Genomic DNA, 20,205 nt, shown 5'->3' with positions numbered 1-20,205 from the left:
GTCTCTTCAGAAGCTCTTGCGCAGCACGAGGCTCGCCTTGCGCCCGTCGCCGTAGAAGCAGGAGAGCGCCGTCTGGCAGGAAGCGACATAGGTCTCGTCCGTCAGGTTCGACACCGCCAGATTGGCGTTCCAGCCCTCGCCGAAGTCATAGCTGGCCCCGGCGTCGAGCAGCGTGACCGAGGGCACCTTCTGCGTGTTGGCCGCATCGACCCACGAGCTGTCGAGCCAGCGCACCCCGCCCGTCACCGTGAGCCCGGGCAGGCTGGCCACGTCATAGGCCAGCTTCAGCGAGGCGTGGTTCTCGACCGTGGCATAGGGGGTGGTGCCGATCAGCGTCGCATCGGCGTCCTCGGTCACCTCGACCTCCATCGCCGTGGCCTCGGCGGTCAGCACCAGACCCTTGGCGATCTCGCCCCTGGCCTCAAGCTCGATCCCGCGCGAGCGGACTTCGCCCAGCTGGGTCTCCTGCAGGAAGGGGCCGGTCAGCACGTTCTGCCGCTCGATCTCGAAGGCGGCGACGGTGAAGAGCGCGTTCATCCCCTCGGGCGCCCATTTCACCCCGGCCTCGATCTGACGCCCGGTCTCGGGCTCCAGCATGCCGAGCGAGGAGGTGCCGATCTGCGGGTTGAAGAAGCTCGCCGCCGAGACATAGGGCGTGACGCCGCCCGGCAGTTCCTTGGCCAGCCCCAGCCGCCACGAGACCTCGCGATCGGTGGTGTCGAGGGCGGGCGTGCCCTCGGCCTCGAGGCTCACCACGTCGAAGCGGGCATTGGCGGTGGCGATCCAGCCCTCGCCCCAGCGGATCTGATCCTGCGCGTAGATCCCCACCTGCTGCTGGGTGACGACATTGTCGATGTAGGGCGTGGGCTCGATCTGGCCCGCGCCATAGACCGGGTCGGTGACCGAAAGCCCGGTCGCCGCATCCGGGAAGGCGATGGAGGCCTGCACCTGATCCATGCGGAAATGCTTGAGATCCAGCCCGAACATCAGCCGGTGCTCGGCGCCGCCGGTCTGCAGCGTGGTCTCGGCGCGCAGGTCGTTGAGGAAGGTCGTCGTCTCGGTCTGGTGCTGGAAGAAGATCCGCGCCAGCATATTGTCGGCATCGGTCGGCGCGGCGGCAAAGCCGGCATAGCCGAAGCCGTAGACCGAGCTTTCATCCACATCCGACCAGCCGGCCCGGGTGGTGTTGGTCAGGGTCCAGCCGCCGAAATCATGCTCGACAATCGAGGTGAGCAGAAGCTGGTCGCGTTCGTACCAGTCGAGCCCCGGCTCGCCGGTGTTGAAGTCGCGGTCGATCCTGCCGAAGGGCGCGTCCTCGACCGTGCCGTAATAGGGCAGCCAGGAGCCCCCCGCGTGATCCTCGTCGATGCGCGTGTAGCTGGCGAGCAGGGTCACGTCGGTGCCGCCGTCGAGGCTGAAGGAGAGCGAGGGGGCCAGCACGCCGCGGAAGCCATCCTCGAAAACGCCGTAGCCGTCGGTCCGCTCGGTCTTGCCGGTGAAGCGCCAGGCGAGGCCTCCGGCGGTCAGGCCGTTGGCGTCGATGCCCGCCCAGACGCGGCCGTTCTCGTCAAGCCCGAGCTCGTAGCTGCCGCCCGGGGTGCCGGTCGGGCGCTTGGAGACGTAGTTCAGCAGGCCCCCCGGGTTCGCCCCGCCGTAGAGCACCGAGGCCGGGCCCTTCAGCACCTCGATCCGCTCCAGCGTGAAGGGATCGACGTAGAAGCCGCCGAAGCCGTAGGAGTAATGCGCCAGCCCGTCCTGGAACACGCCGGTCGCGGTCGAGGCGAAGCCGCGGATGAAGTGCCAGTTGGTGTCGCTGTCATAGCCATAAGGCGCGCCGATCACGCCCGCGGTATAGCCGAGCGCCTCGTCGATCTTGGCGACATTGGCGGCCTGCAGCGTCTCGGCGCCGATGACCGAGACCGATTGCGGGATCTCGGTGATCGGTGTCGCAGTCTTGGACCCGGCGAGCGTGGCGGGATTGGCCGCACCGGCCACCGCATCCGTGCCGCTCTCGCCTTCCAGCACGATGGGAGCGAGAGTCGTCACCTCCTGAGCCAGAAGCGGAAGCGGAAGGAGGGCTGCGACGAGGGCCGTGTGGCCCATGAGCCGCGCGAGAGAGGTGGCGCGCATGGAGACGATTCCCGACAAGAGACAGATATTTCCTGAGCGTTTAACTCAGCCATCGGCGCGGGTCTTGTCACTTCCTGTCGTCGCTTGCAAGATTCCCCTGCAAAGCGCGCCTGCGCCAGTCCGACGGGGTGGTGCCGCTGGCGTTGCGGAAGGCGCGGCTCAGATGCGCCTGATCGGCAAAGCCAGTAGCGGCGGCGACATTGGCCAGAGTCTCGGCGGGTTCGACCAGCATCTGCCGCACGCGCTGCATCCGCAGCTCCATCTGCCAGCGGTGCGGGGTGGTGCCGGCAGTCTTCTTGAAGGCATGGGCGAACCAGCTTTCCGACAGGCCGACGACCTCGGCCAGATCCGCCACGCTGACGCGCAGATGCAGCCGCGCCGCCATGAACCCGGCAAGCTGGCGCATCTGATGCGGGGTGAGCCCGCCCTGCGCGGTTTCGGCGACCTCGGCCGGCAGGGCGAAGAGGTCGATCAGCAGCGCCTGCACCAGCGCGTCGAACATCTGCGGATGGCGGCTCGGCGCGGTGGTCTCTTCGGCGATCATCCGGGCGAGACCGATGACGCGCGGCTGGTCGGTCAGAAACAGCGGCTGCGCCAGATCGGCCTGCCCCGCCGCCTCGCCCAGCCGCCCCTGCAGCGCGCGGATGTCGAAATGCAGGTCGAGATGGCTGAGGCGGCAGCCCCGCCCGATGCGCGAGCGAAGCGGCATCCCGGCGGGGACATAGAGCACCCGCGCCACCGCGCCCGGCGTCGCCACGGGGCCGGGGTGCAGCTCCACCGCCTCGGCACCCTCGTCGAGGAAGACGACGACGCGCGGATCGGGCGAGAGATAGCGCCCCGAGCCGCCCGCCTCGGCCTCGGCATGCCAGAGATCGGCCACCATGCCATGCGCCGCACGCCATGACAGCGGCGCGGTCGGGCGGATGCCTTGGGTGAAACAGGTCATGTTCGGGCGGAAAGCCATCGCTCTGGTCCGGCTTGGGGCGAGGGGATGGCTGGCCGTGCGGGGCACGTGCTGACTGCCCCCTCTCTGCGCAGTTGCGCGGCGGCTGTCAAGCCGCGGGCGCCCGAGGGTCAGGCCGGCGCCGGGCCGTCGGCGGTTATGCCGCGTCTCAGCACATAGATGTCCATGATCCAGCCGTGCCGCGCCCGTTCGCGCTCCCGCAGGGCAAGGATCCGCGGCCCGGCCTCGGCCAGCGGCCCCGAGAGCACGACCTCCTCGGCCATGCCGACATAGGCGCCCCACCAGATCGTCACCCCGGCCGGGTCGAGCGTCCGGAAGGCGCAGCCGCCGTCCAGCATCACCACCAGCGTGTCGACGCCGGCAGGCCAGCCGTGGTCGCGGATCTGCCGACCCGTCGTCACGAGGAAGGGCGCGCCGATCTCGTTCAGGGCGATGGCATGGGCGGCGGCCAGCGCCTGCATCGAGGTGATGCCCGGCACAACCGACACTTCGAGCGGCAGACTGCGGTCCACCCGCGCGGCGATGCGCAGGCTGCTGTCGTAGAGCGAGGGATCGCCCCAGATCAGCAGCGCCACCCGGCCCGCCGTGCCCAGCCCGTCGCGGATCGCGGTCTCCCAGCAGGCGGCGATGGCGTCGTGCCAGTCGTCCACCCGGCCGCGATAATCGCCGGTCTCGGCCCGCACCGGCAGGTCGAACTCCGCCAAATGCGTGGCGGGGTTGGTCAGCACCTCGGCGCAGATGGTGCGACGCAGCCCGGCGAGATCGGCCTTGTCGGCCCCCTTGCGCGGGATCAGCACCAGATCGGCGGCATTGAGCGCGCGGATCGCCTGCAGCGTCAGATGCTCGGGGTTGCCGGTGCCGATGCCGATGAGGGAGAGCTGGATCATTCTGTCGTCCAATGTGGCGCGGCCCCCCTGCGGGAGCCGCGCGAAGGGTCAGGCCGCGTGGTGCAGCCGGTGGGTGAAGAGGCCGGATTTCGCCAGACCGCGCGCGCCCTTGGCCGCGCCCAGCACCGCGAGATCGACCAGGGGCTCGATCAGCACGACGAGCATGTAGGCCGCGCCGAAGCTGCCGATGGCGGCAAGGTTGCCCGCCTCGAAGCCGTGGCCGTAGAGCGCCCAGAACCCGACCCAGGCCACCACGCCGCCCTGATAGGCGACCGACAGCGACAGGACCTGCAGGTAGCCAAGATCGACATAGGCCGTCTCGCGCGGGATGACCTTGTGCGCGAGGGCGGTCAGGCCGAACAGCGGCACCAGGAGCGTGGTCACGTTCATGCCGTATTGCGGCAGGTCGAAGGGCGCGAAGAACAGGCCTTGGACCAGCAGGCCCAATGCCAGTCCGATGGCGGCGGGGGCGGCTCCGAGGATCAGGAACAGGGTCGAGCCGAGGATCAGGTGAACCTCGGAGACGCCGACCGGGTAATGCGGCAGGATCTCGAAGAACGAGAAGACGAGGCCGGTGGCCAGCACGGAGCGGGCAGCGAGCGAGGCCAACCCCTTTTCGCGCGCGGCCTCCCAGGCGAGTTTCAGGGCATAGCCTCCGGCCGCCGCGGCGGTGCCGTAGCTCAGGAGGATCTTGGCGCCGGTGACGACGCCCTCTTCGATATGCATGTCAGTGACTCCAGGCCGTCACACCCGACGGCGGTTTCGGTTGCCTGCAGGGCCGGTATCCTGGCTGGCGGGTCTGGGCGGGTCTTCGGCCTTCCCGGGCTTGTCGCCCAGTGACCAGAGGTGAAGACCCGCTCGCCGCTGACAGTCGCGGGGGCGGCTGGGTCCGGGGCGCCGCAAATTGGTCCGCCCCTCCCCATTCCCGATTGAGTTCCGGTGCTTTGCACCTGACGGAACACCATGCAGAGCTGAACTCCGACACCATCCTTGCCGCTGCGTCAAGCATGATCGGACTCCCCGGCCAAGGGGCCGTAGAGGATCAGCGCGGGCGAGCTGCCGCTGCCGCCGGCCAGCTGGGCGGCGAGGGCGGCGATGGTGCTGCGGGTAAGGGTCTGATCGGCGTGGCTGACGGATTCCGCCAGCAAAGCCGGGGTATCGGGCGGCAGGCCCGCGGCGATCAACGACGCGGCCAGGGCCGGGAACGTGCGCTTGCCCATGAAGACGACGGTGGTCGCCTCGGGGTCGGCCAGCGCCTGCATGTTCAGCCGCGGCAATTCGCCCGTCACATCGGCGCCGGTGACGAACTGCACCCGCCGCGCGGTCAGGCGGCGGGTCAGCGGGATGCCCGCGAAGGCGGCGGCGGCGCAGGCCGAGGGCACGCCGGGGATGATCTCATAGCCGATGCCTGCGGCTTCGAGCGCGGTGATCTCCTCCTCCAGCCGGCCGAAGATGCCCGCATCGCCGGATTTCAGCCGCACCACCCGCGCCCCGGTCAGGGCGTAATCGACCAGCAGACGGCTGACGTGATCCTGCTTCGGCGAAGCCCGCCCGGCCCGCTTGCCGACCCCCACCAGATCGGCCCCCTCGCGCGCATGAGCGAGGATCGGGCCGGAGGAGAGATCGTCGAACAGCACCGCATCGGCGGTTTGCAGGCGCGACACCGCCTTCAGCGTCAGCAGTTCGGGGTCGCCGGGACCGGAGGAAACGAAGGATACGAAGCCGGTCATGTCGCCTCTGCGATCAGATGAAAAAAGGTTCCGGTGGACAGCCCGCCGCCCGCCTGCCGCCTGAGCGAGCCGGTCTCGGGCACCGCCTGCCCCGCCGCATCGCTGACGCGGGCCAGCGGGGCGTCGGGCTGCTCGAGGATGGTGGAATAGTGGAACTCGTGGCCCCGGAGCCGCGCGCCCTGTCCCGGGATCGGTGCGGCAAGCTCGGCCAGCCGGTAGCCAAGATGCATCTTGCGCTTCTGGAAGGAGGTCACGAGCCCCAAGAGCCCGGTCATCGGATGGGCCACGCCCTCGGCATCGACCAGCGTCTCGCCCATCACCATGTAGCCGCCGCATTCGCCATGCACCGGCCGCGTTTCGGCAAAGCGCCTGATCCCCGTGCGAAAGCCGCTCGCCGCCGCCAGACGGCCCGCGTTCAGCTCGGGGTAGCCGCCAGGCAGCCAGCAGACATCGGCGCTGTCGTCGGGGGCCTCGTCGGCCAAGGGCGAGAAGGGCAGGATCTCGGCCCCCGCCGCGCGCCAGCCCTGCACCAGATGCGGATAGGCGAAGCTGAAGGCCGCATCCTGCGCCAGCGCGATCCGCTGGCCCGGCGGCGGCATCGCCGCTTCCGGCGCAGCCTCGCGCTGCCCGCCCGCCGCCGCCCGCAGCAGCGCGTCGAGATCGACCCGCTCCGCCATCAACGCGGCGGCCTCGGTCATCAGCCGCTCCAGCGCCGGATGCTCGCCCGCCTGCACCAGCCCCAGATGCCGTTCCGGCAGGGCGATGCTCGCCAGCCGGGGCAGCGCGCCGAAGACGGTGATCCCGGCCCCGGCCATGCCGGCGCACACCAGCGCCTCGTGCCGGGGGCTGGCCACGCGGTTCAGGACCACCCCCGCAACGCGCACACCCGGACGGAAGCCGGCAAGCCCCGAAGCCACCGCCGCCGCCGTCTGCGCCTGGCCAGAGACATCGACCACCAGCACCACCGGCCAGCCCATCGCCGCGGCGACATCGGCGCTGGCGCCGCTGCCGGTCTCGCCCGGCACGGCCACACCGTCGAACAACCCCATCGAGCCCTCGGCCAGCACCAGATCGGCCCCCGCCGCGCGCGAGGCGAGCCCGGCGATCCGCGCCGGCGTCATCGCCCAGCTGTCGAGATTGACCGAGACCTGCCCGGTCGCCGCGGTGTGGAAGGCGGGGTCGATGAAATCCGGGCCGCTCTTGAACGGCTGCACCCTGAGCCCGCGATCGCGGAACGCCCGGCAAAGGCCGAGCATCACCGTGGTCTTGCCCGCCCCGGAGGCGGGCGCCGCGATCATCAGGCCTGCGGGCATCACGCCGACTCCGGAAAGCGCGGCGCGGTGCCGACCGGGCGGTAGCGGCGGTCGTAGTCGCCGGCATAGAGCCGGCTCTCGTCGAAGCCCTCCTGCCCCAGCGCCCGTCCCACAAGGATCAGCGCCGTGCGCTCCATCTCGGCGCCGACCTCGGTCGCGAGCGAGCCCAGCGTGGCGCGCACCACCCGCTCGTCGGGCCAGCTGGCGCGCCAGACCACCGCGACCGGGCAATCGGCGCCGTAATGCGGGGTCAGCTCGGCCACGACCGTCTCCAGCACATGCACCGAGAGATGGATCGCCAGCGTCGCCCCGGTGGCGGCGAAGGCGGCCAGCCGCTCGCCCTCCGGCATGGCGCTGGCCCGGCCGGAGGTGCGGGTCAGCACCACCGATTGCCCGATGCCGGGCAGGGTCAGCTCCGCCCCCAGCGTCGCCGCCGCCGCCGCGAAGGAGGGCACGCCGGGGGTCACGTCATAGGGGATGCCGAGCGCGCGCAGCCGCCGCAGCTGCTCGCCCATCGCCGACCAGACCGAGAGATCGCCGGAATGCAGCCGCGCCACATCCTCGCCGCGCGCATGGGCGGCGGCGATCTCGTCGATGATGGCGTCGAGCGACAGGGGCGCGGTGTTGACGATGCGGGCGCCGGGCGGGCAATGCGCCAGCACCGCCTCGGGCACAAGCGAGCCCGCATAGAGACAGACCGGCGAGGCAGCGATCAGGTCGCGCCCGCGCAGGGTCAGAAGGTCGGGCGCTCCCGGCCCCGCCCCGATGAAATGCACCGTCATTCGTCCCGTCCTTCCGCAATTGCCGCCGTGGCCCTGCCATCGGCTGAAGTCACCCGCGGCCCCAGAAGCCGCGCCCCCGGCCCCGCCGCCGCCAGCGCCGCCGCCTCGGCCAGCGAGCCCGTGCCATAGAGCGCCGCCACCCGGGCCGAGCGGGTGAGCACCGGCTGGCGCGCGAGATCGTCGGGGGCGATGCCCCGTACCGGCAGGCCGGGCGCGAGGCCGCGCAGCGCCGCCGCTTTGGTCTCCGCCGTCGCCAGAGCCTCGGCGCCGCCGGCCTGCGCCAGCGCGTCGCGGATCGAGGCGACCGTCGCGCGGCTGTTGAAGCCGATCCCCGCCACCCTCATCGCACCACGCTCCACTGCACCACCGGCAAGGCCGCGCGCCAGCCGCGCTTGCGGCCCAAAGGCATGGCCTCGGCCAGTTCGATCCTGAGCAGGCTGCCGCCCTTCCGCTCCGACCAGAGCGCCAGCAGCGCCTCGGTCTCGAGCGTCACGGCATTGGCGACCAGACGGCAGCCGTCGGGCATCCTGTCCCAGAGCGCCTGCAGAAGCGGCTCCGACGCGCCGCCGCCGATGAAGACCGCATCGGGGCGCGGCAGGCCGTCGAGCCCTTGCGGCGCGCGCGCCTCGTGCAGCGTGAAACGGTGGCCGAGGCCGAAACCTTCGGCATTCGCGCGCGCCCTCGCCGCGCGGGCGGCATCGGCCTCCAGCCCGACCGCGAGCGATCCGGGCGCGGCCAGCAGCCATTCGATCGAGACCGAGCCGGAACCCGTGCCGATATCCCACAGAAGCTCGCCCGGGCGGGGGGCGAGGGCGGAGAGCGTCAGCGCGCGCACCGGGCGCTTGGTGATCTGGCCGTCATGCTCGAAGAGCGCATCCGGCAAGCCGGAGGCGCGCGGCAGGCCGTGGCCGACCGCCTCGATCGCCACGGCGACGGGCGCCTGACTGTCGGAAATCCCGAAGGACGCGGCTTCGGCCTGCCGGATGCGCTCGCGCGGGCCGCCGAGGCATTCGAGCACTGTCAGCCGGGAAGCGCCGAAGCCCTGCGCCGTGAGCCATGCGGCAAGCTCGGCCGGGGCGGCGCCGTCGCGCAGGAGGCAGATCGCCCGCACCCCCTGCCCGAGCAGCGGGCGCAGCCGGGTCAGGGGCGCGGCGTGGAGACCCAGGCAAAGCACCTCTTCCAGCCGCCAGCCCAGCCGGGAAGCCGCCAGCGAGAAGGTGGAGGGCGCCGGGAAGGCGCGCCATTCGCCCGGCGCAAGATGCGCCGCGAGACTGCCGCCCGCGCCGTGCCAGAACGGATCGCCCGAGGCGAGCACCGCCACCCGCTGCCCCCGGCAGGCCAACACCGGCGCGACCGAGAAGGGCACCGGCCAGTCGCGGCCACGCCCACCCGCCAGCGCAAGATGCCGCGGCCCGCCGAAGACCAGCTCGGCCTCGTCCAGCGCTTTGCGGCTTGCGGCGGAGAGACCGGACAGGCCATCTTCGCCCAGACCGATGATCGACAGCCAGGGCTCAGCCATGCTTCACCCCCTCATCCTTGGCGGCACCACCGAGGCCACCCAGCTGGCCCATGCGCTGGCCGTGGCGGGGGTAAACGCCGTATTCTCCTATGCCGGGCGCACCGACGCGCCGGTGGCCCAGCCGCTGCCGACGCGGATCGGCGGCTTCGGCGGCGCAGCGGGGCTGGCGGAGTATCTGCGGGCGGAGCGGATCAGCCATGTGATCGACGCAACCCACCCCTTCGCCGCCGGGATGAGCCGGAACGCGGCGGAGGCCTGCGCCGCGACCGGCATCCCGCTGCTGGCGCTGGAGCGCAAGCCCTGGGTGGCGGGCGACGGCGACCGCTGGACCAGCGTGCCCGATCTCGACGCCGCCGTCGCCGCCCTGCCCGAGGCGCCGGGCCGGATCTTCCTCGCCATCGGACGGCAGCACCTGCAGGCCTTCGCCACGAAGCCGCAGCACCATTACCTGCTGCGCCTCGTCGATCCGCCGCCCGCCCTGCCGCTGCCCAAGGCCGAGGCGGTGATCGCCCGCGGGCCTTTCACCTTTGAGGGCGACCTCGCCCTTCTCGCGGCGCAGGACATCGGGCTGATCGTCGCCAAGAACTCCGGCGGCGAGGGGGCGCGGGCCAAGCTCGAGGCGGCGCGGCAACGGCGGATCCCGGTGATCCTCATCGACCGCCCCGCCCTGCCGGAGCGGGCAAGCGTCGAGACCGTGGCCGAGGTGCTGGACTGGCTGCATCAGGCCCGCCTTGGGGTGTAGACCCAGCGTCCGACCCGACGGGTGGCGGAGTTGCCGACGATCACCATGGTGCGCATGTCGGCCATCTCGGGCCGCGCCTCGGCCAGCGTCACCGTCTGCAGCCGTTCCTCGGGGGTGGAGACGGCGCGGGCGAAGGTGATGAGCCGCTCCGGCGCGCATTCCTCGCGCAGGATCTCCAGCACGCGGGCGAAGCCTTCGGGGCGGCTGGCCGAGCGCGGGTTGTAGAAGGCCATGGCGAAATCGGCCTGCGCGGCGAGGCGCAGCCGGGTCTCGATCACCGCCCAGGGCTTGAGATTGTCGGACAGGTTGATGGCGCAGAAGTCGTGGCCCAAGGGCGCCCCGGCCCGCGCCGCCGCCGCCAGCATCGCGGTGATGCCGGGCAGCACCCGGATGTCCAGTTCCTGCCAGAGGGGCGCACCCTCCAGCGCCTCGAACACTGCCGAGGCCATGGCGAAGACCCCCGGATCGCCGGAGGAGACCACGACGACCCGCCGCCCCTCGGCCGCCATCTGCAGCGCGTGCCGCGCGCGGTCCAGCTCCACCCGGTTGTCGGAAGGATGCAGCGTCAGGCCCGGACGCGCCGGGATGCGGGCGACATAGGGGATGTAACCGACGATATCCGTCGCTTCGGCCACGGCGTTCGTGACTTCCGGCGTCACCAGCGCCTCGTCGCCCGGGCCGAGACCGGCGATGACCAGCCAGCCGCTCACTCCGCGATCTCCGGGCGGCGGCCCTGACCGTGGACCAGCACGATGGCGAAATACGGGCAGTCCTCCGGCGCCTCGGCCAGCATCGCCACGCGCTGCCCCGGCATGGTGCCGCGCTCCACCAGCCAGGCCTGATCGAGCCGACCGGCGCTGGCTAGGGCGCGGCGGATCTTGGGCAGGTTGCGTCCGGTCTTCATCACCACCAGCGCATCCGCCGTGCCCATGTGGCGCACCAGATCCTCCTCGGGCAGCGTGCCCATCAGCACGGTCAGCACATCGTCGCCCCAGGTGATCGGCTGGCCGGTCGCGGTCCAGCAGCCGGTCATGCCGGTGATGCCGGGGATCACCTCGACCGGGACGCGGCCCTGCAGGCGGCTGTGCAGATGCATGAAGGAGCCGTAGAAGAAGGGATCCCCCTCGCAGAGCACCAGCACATCCGTCGTCTCGACCAGCTGGGTCAGCCGGGCCGCCCAGTCGTCGTAGAAGCGGGCGAGGGCGTTGGTGTAGTCGGGGCTGGCGAAGGGGATCTCGGTGGTGACCGGATATTCCATCGGCAGTTCCACCGCATCGCCGCGCAGCATGCCCTCGACGATGGCGCGCGCCTGGCCGGCCCGCCCGGCCTTGCGGAAATAGGCGACATGCGTCGCCTGCCCGATGGCGCGGGCGGCGCGCAGGCTCATCAGGTCGGGGTCGCCGGGGCCGAGCCCCGCGCAGATCACACGTCCCATCATTCCCTCCGGCAGGCGAGCGCGTTGACCGCGGCCACGGTGATCGCCGAACCGCCGAGCCGGCCCAGAACGGCCAGCGACGGCACCGGCGGGGCCTCCATCAGCGCGGCCTTCGACTCGGCGGCGCCGACGAAGCCCACCGGGCAGCCGATGATCGCGGCCGGGCGCGGACAGTCGGGGTCTTCGAGCATGTTCAGAAGGTGGAAGAGCGCCGTCGGCGCGTTGCCGATGGCGACCACCGCTCCCGCCAGGTGCGGCCGCCACAGCTCCAGCGCCGCCGCCGAGCGGGTGTTGGCCATCGCTTTGGCCAGCTCCGGCACGGAGGGATCGTGCAGCGTGCAGATCACCGCATTGTCGGCGGGCAGGCGGCTGCGGGTGATGCCCTCGCTCACCATGCGCGCGTCGCAGAGGATCGGCGCCCCCGCCTCCAGCGCCGCGCGGGCGGCGATGGCCATGCCGGGCGAGAAGGCGACATGCGCCTCCAGCCCGACCATGCCGGCGGCGTGGATCATGCGGACGGCGACGATCTCCTCTTCCGGCGTGAAGCGGGCGAGGTCGGCCTCGGCGCGGATCATGGCGAAGGATTGGCGGTAGATCGCGGCCCCGTCGGTTTCATAGTGATGCATCGGAACTCTCCAGCAGGGCGGCGATGGAATTGCGGCGGGGGGTCCAGAGGCCCGCGTCATGCAGGCGCCGGAAACAGGAGCGCAGCGCCTCGAGCGCCTGCGGATTGGCCTCGGCGAGGAAGGCCACGAGATCGGGGCGGCCCAGCGTCGCCTCGTGATAGAGGTCGAAGAGATGGGCCGGCACCACCTGCGCCAGATGCGCGAAGGCCGCCATGTGATCGAGCGTCGCGGCGATCTCGGCGGCGCCGCGGAAGCCGTGCCGCATCATGCCCGTCGCCCAGTCGGGGTTGGCGGCGCGGGCGCGGACGGTGCGGGCGATCTCTTCGGTGAGCGAGCGGGCGCGCGGGGTCGCCTGCGTCGTGTCGAGATGGTAGAGCGCGGGGGCCTCGCCGCCCAGTCTGGCGACGGCGGCGGCGAAGCCCGCCTCATGCGCGGCATAGTCGGCGGCCAGCAGCAGGTCGGATTCCGCCAGATCCTGCGGGTGCACGAAACTGTCGGCGGCCAGCACCCGCGCCTCGAGGCCGGGGCGGTCCTGCCGCGACTGACCGTCCTTGCCGATGGCCCAGCTCGAGGCGGCAAGCCATGCCTCGCCCGCCGCCAGTCGCGCGCCTTCGGTGAATTCCTCCAGCGCCGAGCCCATGCCGAGGCCGAACATCCCCGGTTTCGGGCCGAAGACCCGGGCGGCGCGCTGGCGGTAGGGATTGTCCTCCGGCGGCTCTTCCCGCTCGGCCAGCGCCTCGGCCCCGGCTTCGAAGAGTTGGGCGAGACCGGGGAAGATGTCGCGGAACAGGCCGGAGACCCGCAGCGTCAGGTCGATGCGCGGCCGGCCCAGAAGGGCGAGCGGGATCACCTCGAAGCCCGCCACCCGGGCCGAGCCCTCGTCCCAGCGCGGGGCAAGGCCGGCCAGATGCAGCGCCATGGCGAATTCCTCGCCCGCCGTCCGCATCGAGGCCGAGCCCCACAGATCTATGACCAGCCCGCGCGGGTAGTCGCCATGGTCCTGCAGGTGGCGGCGGATCAGCTCTTCGGCCAGCTTCACGCCCTGCGCATGGGCGGCGCGGCTCGGCACGGCGCGGGGATCGACGCTGAAGAGGTTGCGCCCGGTCGGCAGCACATCGGCCCGGCGCTGCGGCGAGCCGGCGGGACCAGGCCGGACACGGCAGCCGGAGAGCGCCGACAAGAGCCCGTCGCGCTCCGCCTCGCCGCAGTCGCCGCGCCCGAAGACATGCAGGCCGACGCCGAAGCGGCTTTCCTTGATGTCGCAGACGAAACGGTCAATCCGCACGATGGCCTCGGCGGCGGAGGCGCCGGGCGGGATGCCCAGATCGTCCTCGACGCCCCGCGCCCGGGCCTCGTCGCGGATCGCGCCGATCAGCCGGCCGCGGCGCGCGGGGTCGAGCCCGTCGGCGGTGGAATATTCATCCAGCAGCCGCTCCAGCCCGGCCAGCGTCTCCGGCATCCCGGCCTCGGCCAGAGGGGGCGGCAGGTGGCCCAGAGTCAGCGCGCCGATGCGCCGCTTGGCCTGCGCCGCCTCGCCGGGGTCGTTGACGATGAAGGGATAGATCACCGGGGTCGCGCCGATCAGCGCCTCGGGCCAGCAGGCGCCGGAAAGCGCCACCGCCTTGCCCGGCAGCCATTCCAGCGTGCCATGCGCCCCCATGTGGATCAGCGCCTGCGGCGCCTGCGCGCGAAGCCAGAGGTAGAAGGCGACATAGCCGTGGCGCGGCGTGCGCGTCAGGTCGTGGTAGTCGCCGTCGCGGGTCAGCGCCTCGCCGCGCTCGGGCTGCAGTGCGACCAGCGCCTTGCCCCGGCGCAGCGCGGCAAAATGAAAAGCATTTTCACGGCAGGCGGGGTCAGCCTCGGGCGCACCCCATGTGTCGTGAAGATCGGCCTGCAGTTCCGGCGGCAGGCTGGCCAGCGCGGTGCGATAGGCGTCGAGCGGCCAGCTTTGGAAACTGTGCTGCAGGCTCTCCAGCGGCGCACCGGGATCGATGGCATAGTTCGCGTCCGCCAGATCCTCCAGCACCGCCTCGGTCGAGGCCAACGCGTCGAGCCCGACGGCATGGGCCATCTGCCAGCCCTTGCCGGGATAGGTGGAAAGCACCAGCGCCAGATCGCGGTTCCCGACCGGCGTCCGGCGCAGGCGGTCCCAGGCGCTCACCCGCGCCACCACGGCCTCGATGCGGGCGGCGTCGGGGCGGTGGGCGAAGAGGTTGAACTGCAGCGCCGGGTCGCGCTTGCCCGGCGACTTGAAGCTGACCACCCCGGCGAAGAGCCGGCCGTCGACCTCGGGCAGCACGACATGCATGGCGAGATCGGCGGGCGAGAGGCCACGGTCGGAGACCGCCCATTCCCGCCGCCGCGCGGTGGAGAGCGCGACCTGGAACACGGGGCAATCCGCCGTCTCGAAGGGGGTCGTGCCGTCGGGCCCCTGCGCCGAGAAGGCGGTGGCGTTGACGATGGCCAGAGGCGGATGCGCGCGGAGATGCGGCGCGAGCCAGTCGGCAAGGCCCGGGCTCTTCAGCGAGGGCGCGAAGACGCCATGCGCGGCAAAGCCCGCCTGCCGCAGCGCCGCGATCAGCGCGTCCACCGGCGCGGTGTCGCCCGCCGTCAGATAGGAGCGGTAAAAGCTGACCAGCACCCCTGCGCTTTCCGGCGCCGGGATCACGCCGCGCTCGGGGTCGTAGAAGCCCATGTCGGGCACGGTCTTGGCGCCGATCACCGGCCCGGCATAGAGCCCCGCCGCCAGCGCCAGCTGCGCCAGCGCCGCCTGCGCCGCCACCGCCCCGCCCGCGTCGCAGAGCGCCGTCAGCCGCCGCAGGGTCGAGACCGGCAGGGTGGAGAGCCGGTCGAGCCGCGCATCCTCGCGCCCGTCGGCCGGCAGCACGGCAAGTGCGATACCCTGCCGCCGCGCCAGATCCTGCAGGGTGGCGAGCCCATAGGCCCAGTAATCCTCGCCGCCGATCACCCGCACCAGCACGGCCTTGGCGCCGCCCAGCGTGCGCTCGGCATAGGTGTCGACCGAGAGGGGATGACGCAGCGCCACCAGATTGGCGAGCCGGAGCGAGGGCAGCGCGCCCTTCGCCCGGTGCCAGCCCGCCGAGAAAGCCCCGAGGTCGCTGTCGGAGAAGGACAGCACGACCAGATCCGCCGGGTCCTGCCCCGGATCGAAGGGCGTCTCCGCCTCTTCCAGACCATGGCTTTCGCGGAAGACCAGATGCACCCGTCAGGCCCCCAGAACGGCGCTGATCGCGGCTTCGTCGATGTGGTGATGCTCGGCGATGACCACGAGGCGCGACTGGCGCGGCTCCGCGCCCCAGGGCCGGTCAAACTGCATCCGCACCCGCTCGCCCACCGCCTGCACCAGAAGCCGCATCGGCTTGCCGGTCACGGCGACATGGCCCTTCACCCGCAGGATATGCTGCTCGCGCGCCAGACGGACGATGGCGGCGCTCAGCACCTCGGGGTCGGTCAGTTCCGGCAGCGCGATCACCACCGAGTCGAAATCGTCATGCTCGTGATCGTCGGCGCCGTCATGATGCGAGGGCCGCGCCGCCAGATCGTCCTCCGCCGCCGCGCCGAGCCCGAGGATCACCCGCGGGTCGATCACCCCGTCGGTCATCGCCAGCATCGGCACCTCGCGCGGGGTTTCGGCGGCGATCAGCGCCCGCGCCTCGGCCAGCCCGGCGTCGCCCGCCAGATCGGCCTTGGACAGAAGGATGATGTCGGCGCAGCAGATCTGGTCCTCGAAGACCTCCGAAAGCGGGGTCTCGTGGTCGAGACTGTCATCCGCCGCGCGCTGCGCCTCGACCGCCGCAACATCGGGGGCGAAGCGGCCAGCCGCCACGGCCTCGGCATCGGCCACGGCGATCACCCCGTCGACGGTGATGCGCGACCGGATCGCCGGCCAATCGAAGGCCTTCAGCAAGGGCTTCGGCAGGGCGAGGCCCGAGGTCTCGATCAGGATGTGGTCGGGGCGCTGCGGCAGGGCCATCAGCGCCTCGATCGTCGGGATGAAATCATCGGCCACGGTGCAGCAGATGCAGCCATTGGCCAGCTCGACGATGTTCTCCACCGGGCAGGACTCGTCGGCGCAGCTTTTCAGGATGTCGCCGTCTACCCCGACAGTGCCGAACTCGTTGACGAGGATCGCCAGCCGTTTGCCTTGCGGATTGGCCATCAGGTGCCGGATCAGCGTGGTCTTTCCCGCGCCGAGAAAGCCGGTGATGACGGTGACGGGGATCTTGGTGAGCGCGGTCATGGGGCCTCCAGCGGCGGGATGCGGGCAAGGGATTGTTTGCGGAAGATCTCGGGTCGCTCGCGCCAGGGCACGATGCCGTCGGCGGCCCCGGCATAGGCGCCGGCCCCGGCAAGGATGGCGGGCGCGTCGGTCTCGGGGTTCAGCCGGCCATAGACATAGGTCCAGCGGCCCGGCGCGCTGAGCGCCACGGCGCAGCCCTGCGAGCAGGCGGAGAGGCATTCGACCGGGCGGATGGTCACGCCCTCGGGCGCCTCGCCCGCGCAGAGTGCCTCGTGCAGCCGTGCGCCGGGCGGCAGCGCGCCCTCGGGCACGGGCTCTCCCGCACGGCATGTGGTGCAGACGTGAAGCGTGACGGCCATCCCCGGTCCTTTGCGTAAGGCATGGGGGGTCCGGGCCAATGGAAGACACGACTGGGCGGGCCGGGCGCGTCATCACACCGGTCGCGGAACACCCCGTCCGCCCGTTAAGTCTCTGTGCTGGCAGGTCTCCCGGCTTGCGGATCCTGGGTCTTCACCCAACGGACGCCCGCCTTCCCGACCTTGCGGTCAGTGGCCTCGGGCGGCCTTTCCGGTCACGGTCGCGGGGGCGGCTGCGCCTCGGGCCGAAGCCCTGTCGCATTCCCTCTTCGCCTGTCATAAACAGGAACCAACACGGGGGCATGTGACGCAGGAGCCTCCCCGATGTCAAGGAGCAGCACCGCATGAGCGACAGCACGGAACAGGCCGAACTCGACCGCCACGCCGGCAAGATGGCCAAGAAGAAGGCCGCCCGCGACCGGATGATGGAGGGCAAGAGCGGCGAGAAGGGTCTGGTGATCGTCCACACCGGGGCGGGCAAGGGCAAGTCGTCCTCCGGCTTCGGCATGATCCTGCGCTGCATTGCCCATGGCATGCCCTGCGCCGTGGTGCAGTTCATCAAGGGGGCCTGGGACACGGGCGAGCGGCGGCTTCTCACGGAAAACTTCGCCGATCTCTGCCAGTTTCACGCCATGGGCGAAGGGTTCACTTGGGAGACGCAGGACAAGGCGCGCGACATCGCCGCCGCCCGCGCGGGCTGGGAGAAGGCCAAGGAGCTGATCCGCGATCCGTCGATCCGGCTGGTGCTGCTGGACGAGATCAACATCGCGCTGCGCTACGGCTATCTCGATCTGGAGGAGGTGCTGGCCTTCCTGCGCGACGAAAAGCCACATCTGACGCATGTCGTTCTGACCGGCCGCAACGCCGCCGAGACGCTGATCGAGGCGGCGGATCTGGTGACCGAGATGACGCTGGTCAAGCACCCGTTCCGGTCGGGCATCAAGGCGCAGGCCGGGGTGGAGTTCTAGGCCTTCGGCCCGCTGAAGATCGGACGCAGGACGGGCCCGAGCGCCGTGGGCAGGAAGGCCAGCAGGAACAGCGCCCAGCCGAGGGTCCAGAGCGTCGCCGCCCCGGCGATCAGCCCGGGGTAGTGGTCGGGCAGCGCATCGACCGCCAGCCGCGCGCCCGTGGCGAGCCAGATTAGCGCGTAGCCGAGGATCAACGGCGGCCCGGCCCGCAGCGCCGGCCCGTCACGCCGCGCCGCCGCCCGGGCGGCGATCGACAGGATCATCCCGCCCATCGCGCCCATGGTCAGCGCATGCACCGCATCGGCCTCGCGCAGGATCTCGGGGGAGAGCCGGGCGAGACCGACCAGCATCAGCCCGACGGGCAGCCAGAGGAAGGTCAGGTGCAGCATCGCCAGCAGCGGGTTGCCGAGCGCGGTGAGGCTGGCCCAGCCGGCGAAGCGCCAGAGCTGGGCAAGCGCCGCCAGCATCAGCGCGACGGCGCTGGCCCGCTCGACCCCGGCGAGCGTCAGGCCGAGGGCGGCGAAAAGCAGCAAGAGCCCCAGCCGGTCGGCCAGCGGGTTCTGCCGGGGCATGCGGCCCCTGCCGGTCAGCTTGAGCCAGTTGCCGGTGAAGGCGGGCAGCATCTTGCCGCCGATCACCGAAACCTTGATGGCGAAGAACATCCAGAGCGCGCGGGTCAGCGCCTGCATGTCGAAGGGCAGCGTGCCGTCGCGCGCCCCCAGCACGAAGAGCAGATCCGCCAGCCCCAGCGCCACGACCGCCGAGGGAAAGCCGAGCTTGCCCCAGACCCGTGCGCCGAGGATGTCGTGGTAGAGCAGCCCTGCCACCAGCCCGAAATAGCCGATCCCGGGCAGCACCAGCAGCGGCAGCGGCAGGCTGTCGCCCCAGACCATCGCCAGCCGCTCCAGACACCAGAGCGCGACGACGGCCTGCAGCAACCGCCCCGTTACCGGGGGCCGCCCGGTCCAGCCAGTGACGGCGGTGAGGAAATAGGCCGCCATCGAGGCGCCGCCGAAGCCCGCCAGCATCTCATGCGCATGCCAGTGCACCGGCGTGCCGAGGCCGGGCGACGGCAGGCCGAGCACCGCGCCCCATTGCCACCAGACAAGCGCGATCACCGACCAGAGCCCCGCCGCCAAGAACAGCGGCCGGTGCGGCGCGAGCCAGAGATCGGAGAGGCGCTTCGGGAGGGTCATCGGGCGGGTCCGGATTGGGCAGCCCTGCTATGGACCGCCGCGGCCCCGTCCCGCAAGGGGGCTGGCCGCGGCGGGCCTGCGCGTCAGCGGTCGATCTGGGCCATCATCTCGGCGGGATAACGGTCGCCCTGCACCTCGATCTGCGTCAGCACACCGCCGATCTCGCCCAGCTCCTGCGGCGAAAGCTGCAGCTCCGCCCCACCGAGGTTCTCCTCCAGACGGTGCAGCTTGGTGGTGCCGGGGATTGGCACGATCCAGGGCTTCTGCGCCAGAAGCCAGGCCAGCGCGATCTGCGCCCGCGTCGCCCCGAGCCGCCCGGCGATCTCGCCCAGAAGATCGACCAGCCGCTGGTTGGCCCGCCGCATCTCTTCCGAGAACCGCGGCAGCTTGGCGCGGAAGTCGCCGGGCGCGATGGGCGTCGCGGCATCGATTGCCCCGGTGAGGAAGCCGCGGCCCAAGGGGCTGAAGGGCACGAAGCCGATGCCGAGTTCTTCCAGCACCGGCAGGATCTCCGCCTCCGGCTCGCGCCACCAGAGCGAATACTCGCTCTGCAGCGCCGCCACCGGCTGCACCGCATGGGCGCGGCGGATGGTCGAGGCGCCCGCTTCGGAGAGGCCGAAATGCTTGACCTTGCCTTCGGCGATCAGCGCGGCCACCGTGCCCGCCACCTCCTCGATCGGCACGTCGGGATCGACGCGGTGCTGGTAGAACAGGTCGATCCGGTCGGTGCGCAGCCGCTTCAGCGAGGCCTCGCAGACGGCGCGGATATTCTCGGGGCGGCTGTTGGCGCGCTTGTCCGGCGTGCCGCCGATGAGGCCGAACTTGGTGGCGATGACCACGGCGTCGCGGATCGGTGCCAGCGCCTCGCCGACGATTTCCTCGTTGGTGAAGGGGCCATAGACCTCGGCGGTGTCGAAGAAGGTCACGCCGCGCTCATGCGCCGCGCGCAGGAGCGCCACCGCCTCGTTCCGCGGCATCGGCTGGCCGTAGGAGGCGTTCAGGCCCATGCAGCCGAATCCGAGGGCCGAGACCTCGAGCCCGCCCAGCGTGCGAATGTCCATATCCTGTCCTTTCCTGCGAGTGTCCTGCCAGCCTAGCCGCCGCGCGCGGGAATGTCTGCCACGCTGCCGGACTTTCTGCGAAAGATCCACAGCGGTTTCGCAGAAACCGTGCCCTTCAGGATTTTCGCAGAAAATCCGCGTCCCGTCCGGCGCGCTCCGCGACGGGGGTGGACAGCCGATCCGCGGCGGCCTAAAGCCGACAAAAAGCGTAGCCATTTCAGCCGCCTTTTCCGGC

The 20,205-nt window shown here is 71.4% G+C and carries 19 protein-coding genes and 2 riboswitches; of the genes, 2 read left to right on the top strand and 17 right to left on the bottom strand.

Annotated features, from left to right (window positions below):
• Positions 1-6: 6 nt before the first annotated feature.
• The 9 genes from AC3A5Z_RS01875 to cbiE all read right to left on the bottom strand — a co-directional run bounded on the left by AC3A5Z_RS01875 (position 7) and on the right by cbiE (position 9,325).
• Positions 7-2,130: a TonB-dependent siderophore receptor gene (locus AC3A5Z_RS01875; protein WP_487517711.1), complete on the bottom strand. Its 2,124-nt coding sequence runs from the start codon at positions 2,128-2,130 to the stop codon at positions 7-9.
• A gap of 67 nt (positions 2,131-2,197) precedes the next feature.
• Complete coding sequence (locus AC3A5Z_RS01870; protein WP_487517710.1) at positions 2,198-3,094, bottom strand: helix-turn-helix domain-containing protein; 897 nt, start codon at positions 3,092-3,094, stop codon at positions 2,198-2,200.
• A 110-nt stretch (positions 3,095-3,204) separates the two neighbouring features.
• Positions 3,205-3,981 carry a precorrin-6A synthase (deacetylating) gene (cobF, locus tag AC3A5Z_RS01865; protein WP_487517709.1) on the bottom strand — a complete coding sequence of 259 codons (777 nt, stop codon included), beginning with the start codon at positions 3,979-3,981 and terminating at the stop codon, positions 3,205-3,207.
• A 48-nt stretch (positions 3,982-4,029) separates the two neighbouring features.
• A complete protein-coding gene (locus AC3A5Z_RS01860) occupies positions 4,030-4,707 on the bottom strand; it encodes an energy-coupling factor ABC transporter permease (RefSeq protein WP_107665674.1) in 678 nt (225 codons plus the stop codon).
• A gap of 33 nt (positions 4,708-4,740) precedes the next feature.
• Positions 4,741-4,962: riboswitch (cobalamin riboswitch) on the bottom strand.
• 20 nt (positions 4,963-4,982) lie between these two features.
• Positions 4,983-5,711 (bottom strand): uroporphyrinogen-III C-methyltransferase, encoded by a 729-nt coding sequence (gene cobA, locus AC3A5Z_RS01855; protein WP_487517708.1) that lies wholly within the window; start codon positions 5,709-5,711, stop codon positions 4,983-4,985.
• Positions 5,708-7,024 carry a cobyrinic acid a,c-diamide synthase CobB gene (locus tag AC3A5Z_RS01850; RefSeq protein WP_487517707.1) on the bottom strand — a complete coding sequence of 439 codons (1,317 nt, stop codon included), beginning with the start codon at positions 7,022-7,024 and terminating at the stop codon, positions 5,708-5,710. Before AC3A5Z_RS01850 ends, cobA begins: the two co-directional genes overlap by 4 nt.
• A complete protein-coding gene (cobM, locus tag AC3A5Z_RS01845; RefSeq protein ID WP_487517706.1) occupies positions 7,024-7,806 on the bottom strand; it encodes a precorrin-4 C(11)-methyltransferase in 783 nt (260 codons plus the stop codon). Before cobM ends, AC3A5Z_RS01850 begins: the two co-directional genes overlap by 1 nt.
• A complete protein-coding gene (locus AC3A5Z_RS01840; protein ID WP_487517705.1) occupies positions 7,803-8,150 on the bottom strand; it encodes a cobalamin biosynthesis protein in 348 nt (115 codons plus the stop codon). The genes cobM and AC3A5Z_RS01840 overlap by 4 nt, the downstream gene beginning before the upstream one ends.
• Complete coding sequence (gene cbiE, locus AC3A5Z_RS01835) at positions 8,147-9,325, bottom strand: precorrin-6y C5,15-methyltransferase (decarboxylating) subunit CbiE (protein WP_487517704.1); 1,179 nt, start codon at positions 9,323-9,325, stop codon at positions 8,147-8,149. Before cbiE ends, AC3A5Z_RS01840 begins: the two co-directional genes overlap by 4 nt.
• Here cbiE and AC3A5Z_RS01830 point away from each other — a divergent pair.
• Entirely contained in the window at positions 9,324-10,067 is a 744-nt protein-coding gene (locus tag AC3A5Z_RS01830; RefSeq protein WP_487517703.1) for a cobalt-precorrin-6A reductase, read from the top strand. The genes cbiE and AC3A5Z_RS01830 overlap by 2 nt on opposite strands.
• On the opposite strand, the gene cobJ is transcribed toward AC3A5Z_RS01830, so the two are convergent.
• Genes cobJ through AC3A5Z_RS01800 form a run of 6 tightly spaced genes read right to left on the bottom strand, consistent with a single transcriptional unit; the run spans position 10,046 to position 16,748 of the window.
• Entirely contained in the window at positions 10,046-10,777 is a 732-nt protein-coding gene (cobJ, locus tag AC3A5Z_RS01825; protein WP_487517702.1) for a precorrin-3B C(17)-methyltransferase, read from the bottom strand. The two genes, AC3A5Z_RS01830 and cobJ, sit on opposite strands and share 22 nt — an antisense overlap.
• Positions 10,774-11,502: a precorrin-2 C(20)-methyltransferase gene (locus AC3A5Z_RS01820; RefSeq protein WP_181247715.1), complete on the bottom strand. Its 729-nt coding sequence runs from the start codon at positions 11,500-11,502 to the stop codon at positions 10,774-10,776. The genes cobJ and AC3A5Z_RS01820 overlap by 4 nt, the downstream gene beginning before the upstream one ends.
• Positions 11,502-12,128 carry a precorrin-8X methylmutase gene (locus AC3A5Z_RS01815; protein ID WP_487517701.1) on the bottom strand — a complete coding sequence of 209 codons (627 nt, stop codon included), beginning with the start codon at positions 12,126-12,128 and terminating at the stop codon, positions 11,502-11,504. The genes AC3A5Z_RS01820 and AC3A5Z_RS01815 overlap by 1 nt, the downstream gene beginning before the upstream one ends.
• On the bottom strand, positions 12,115-15,351 hold the full coding sequence (gene cobN, locus AC3A5Z_RS01810) for a cobaltochelatase subunit CobN (protein WP_487517700.1): 3,237 nt from the start codon (positions 15,349-15,351) through the stop codon (positions 12,115-12,117). Before cobN ends, AC3A5Z_RS01815 begins: the two co-directional genes overlap by 14 nt.
• Before the next feature lie 3 nt (positions 15,352-15,354).
• Entirely contained in the window at positions 15,355-16,389 is a 1,035-nt protein-coding gene (cobW, locus tag AC3A5Z_RS01805; protein WP_487517699.1) for a cobalamin biosynthesis protein CobW, read from the bottom strand.
• Positions 16,386-16,748 (bottom strand): DUF1636 family protein, encoded by a 363-nt coding sequence (locus AC3A5Z_RS01800; protein WP_487517698.1) that lies wholly within the window; start codon positions 16,746-16,748, stop codon positions 16,386-16,388. Before AC3A5Z_RS01800 ends, cobW begins: the two co-directional genes overlap by 4 nt.
• 102 nt (positions 16,749-16,850) lie before the next feature.
• Positions 16,851-17,054: riboswitch (cobalamin riboswitch) on the bottom strand.
• 35 nt (positions 17,055-17,089) lie between these two features.
• Between AC3A5Z_RS01800 and cobO the strand changes: the two genes are divergently transcribed.
• Positions 17,090-17,713, top strand: a complete 624-nt coding sequence (cobO, locus tag AC3A5Z_RS01795) for a cob(I)yrinic acid a,c-diamide adenosyltransferase (protein ID WP_487517697.1) — start codon at positions 17,090-17,092, stop codon at positions 17,711-17,713.
• Here the strand turns inward: cobO and AC3A5Z_RS01790 are convergent.
• Both AC3A5Z_RS01790 and AC3A5Z_RS01785 read right to left on the bottom strand, forming a co-directional pair.
• Positions 17,710-18,909, bottom strand: a complete 1,200-nt coding sequence (locus tag AC3A5Z_RS01790; protein WP_487517696.1) for an NnrS family protein — start codon at positions 18,907-18,909, stop codon at positions 17,710-17,712. The two genes, cobO and AC3A5Z_RS01790, sit on opposite strands and share 4 nt — an antisense overlap.
• Positions 18,910-18,992: 83 nt before the next feature.
• Positions 18,993-19,970, bottom strand: a complete 978-nt coding sequence (locus tag AC3A5Z_RS01785) for an aldo/keto reductase (protein ID WP_487517695.1) — start codon at positions 19,968-19,970, stop codon at positions 18,993-18,995.
• Between the last annotated feature and the right edge of the window lie 235 nt (positions 19,971-20,205).

It is taken from the genome of Cereibacter sp. Soil_C_27 (assembly GCF_057657095.1).
Note: the sequence above shows the minus strand (reverse complement) of the source record. Positions and strands in the feature narration are given on the sequence as shown.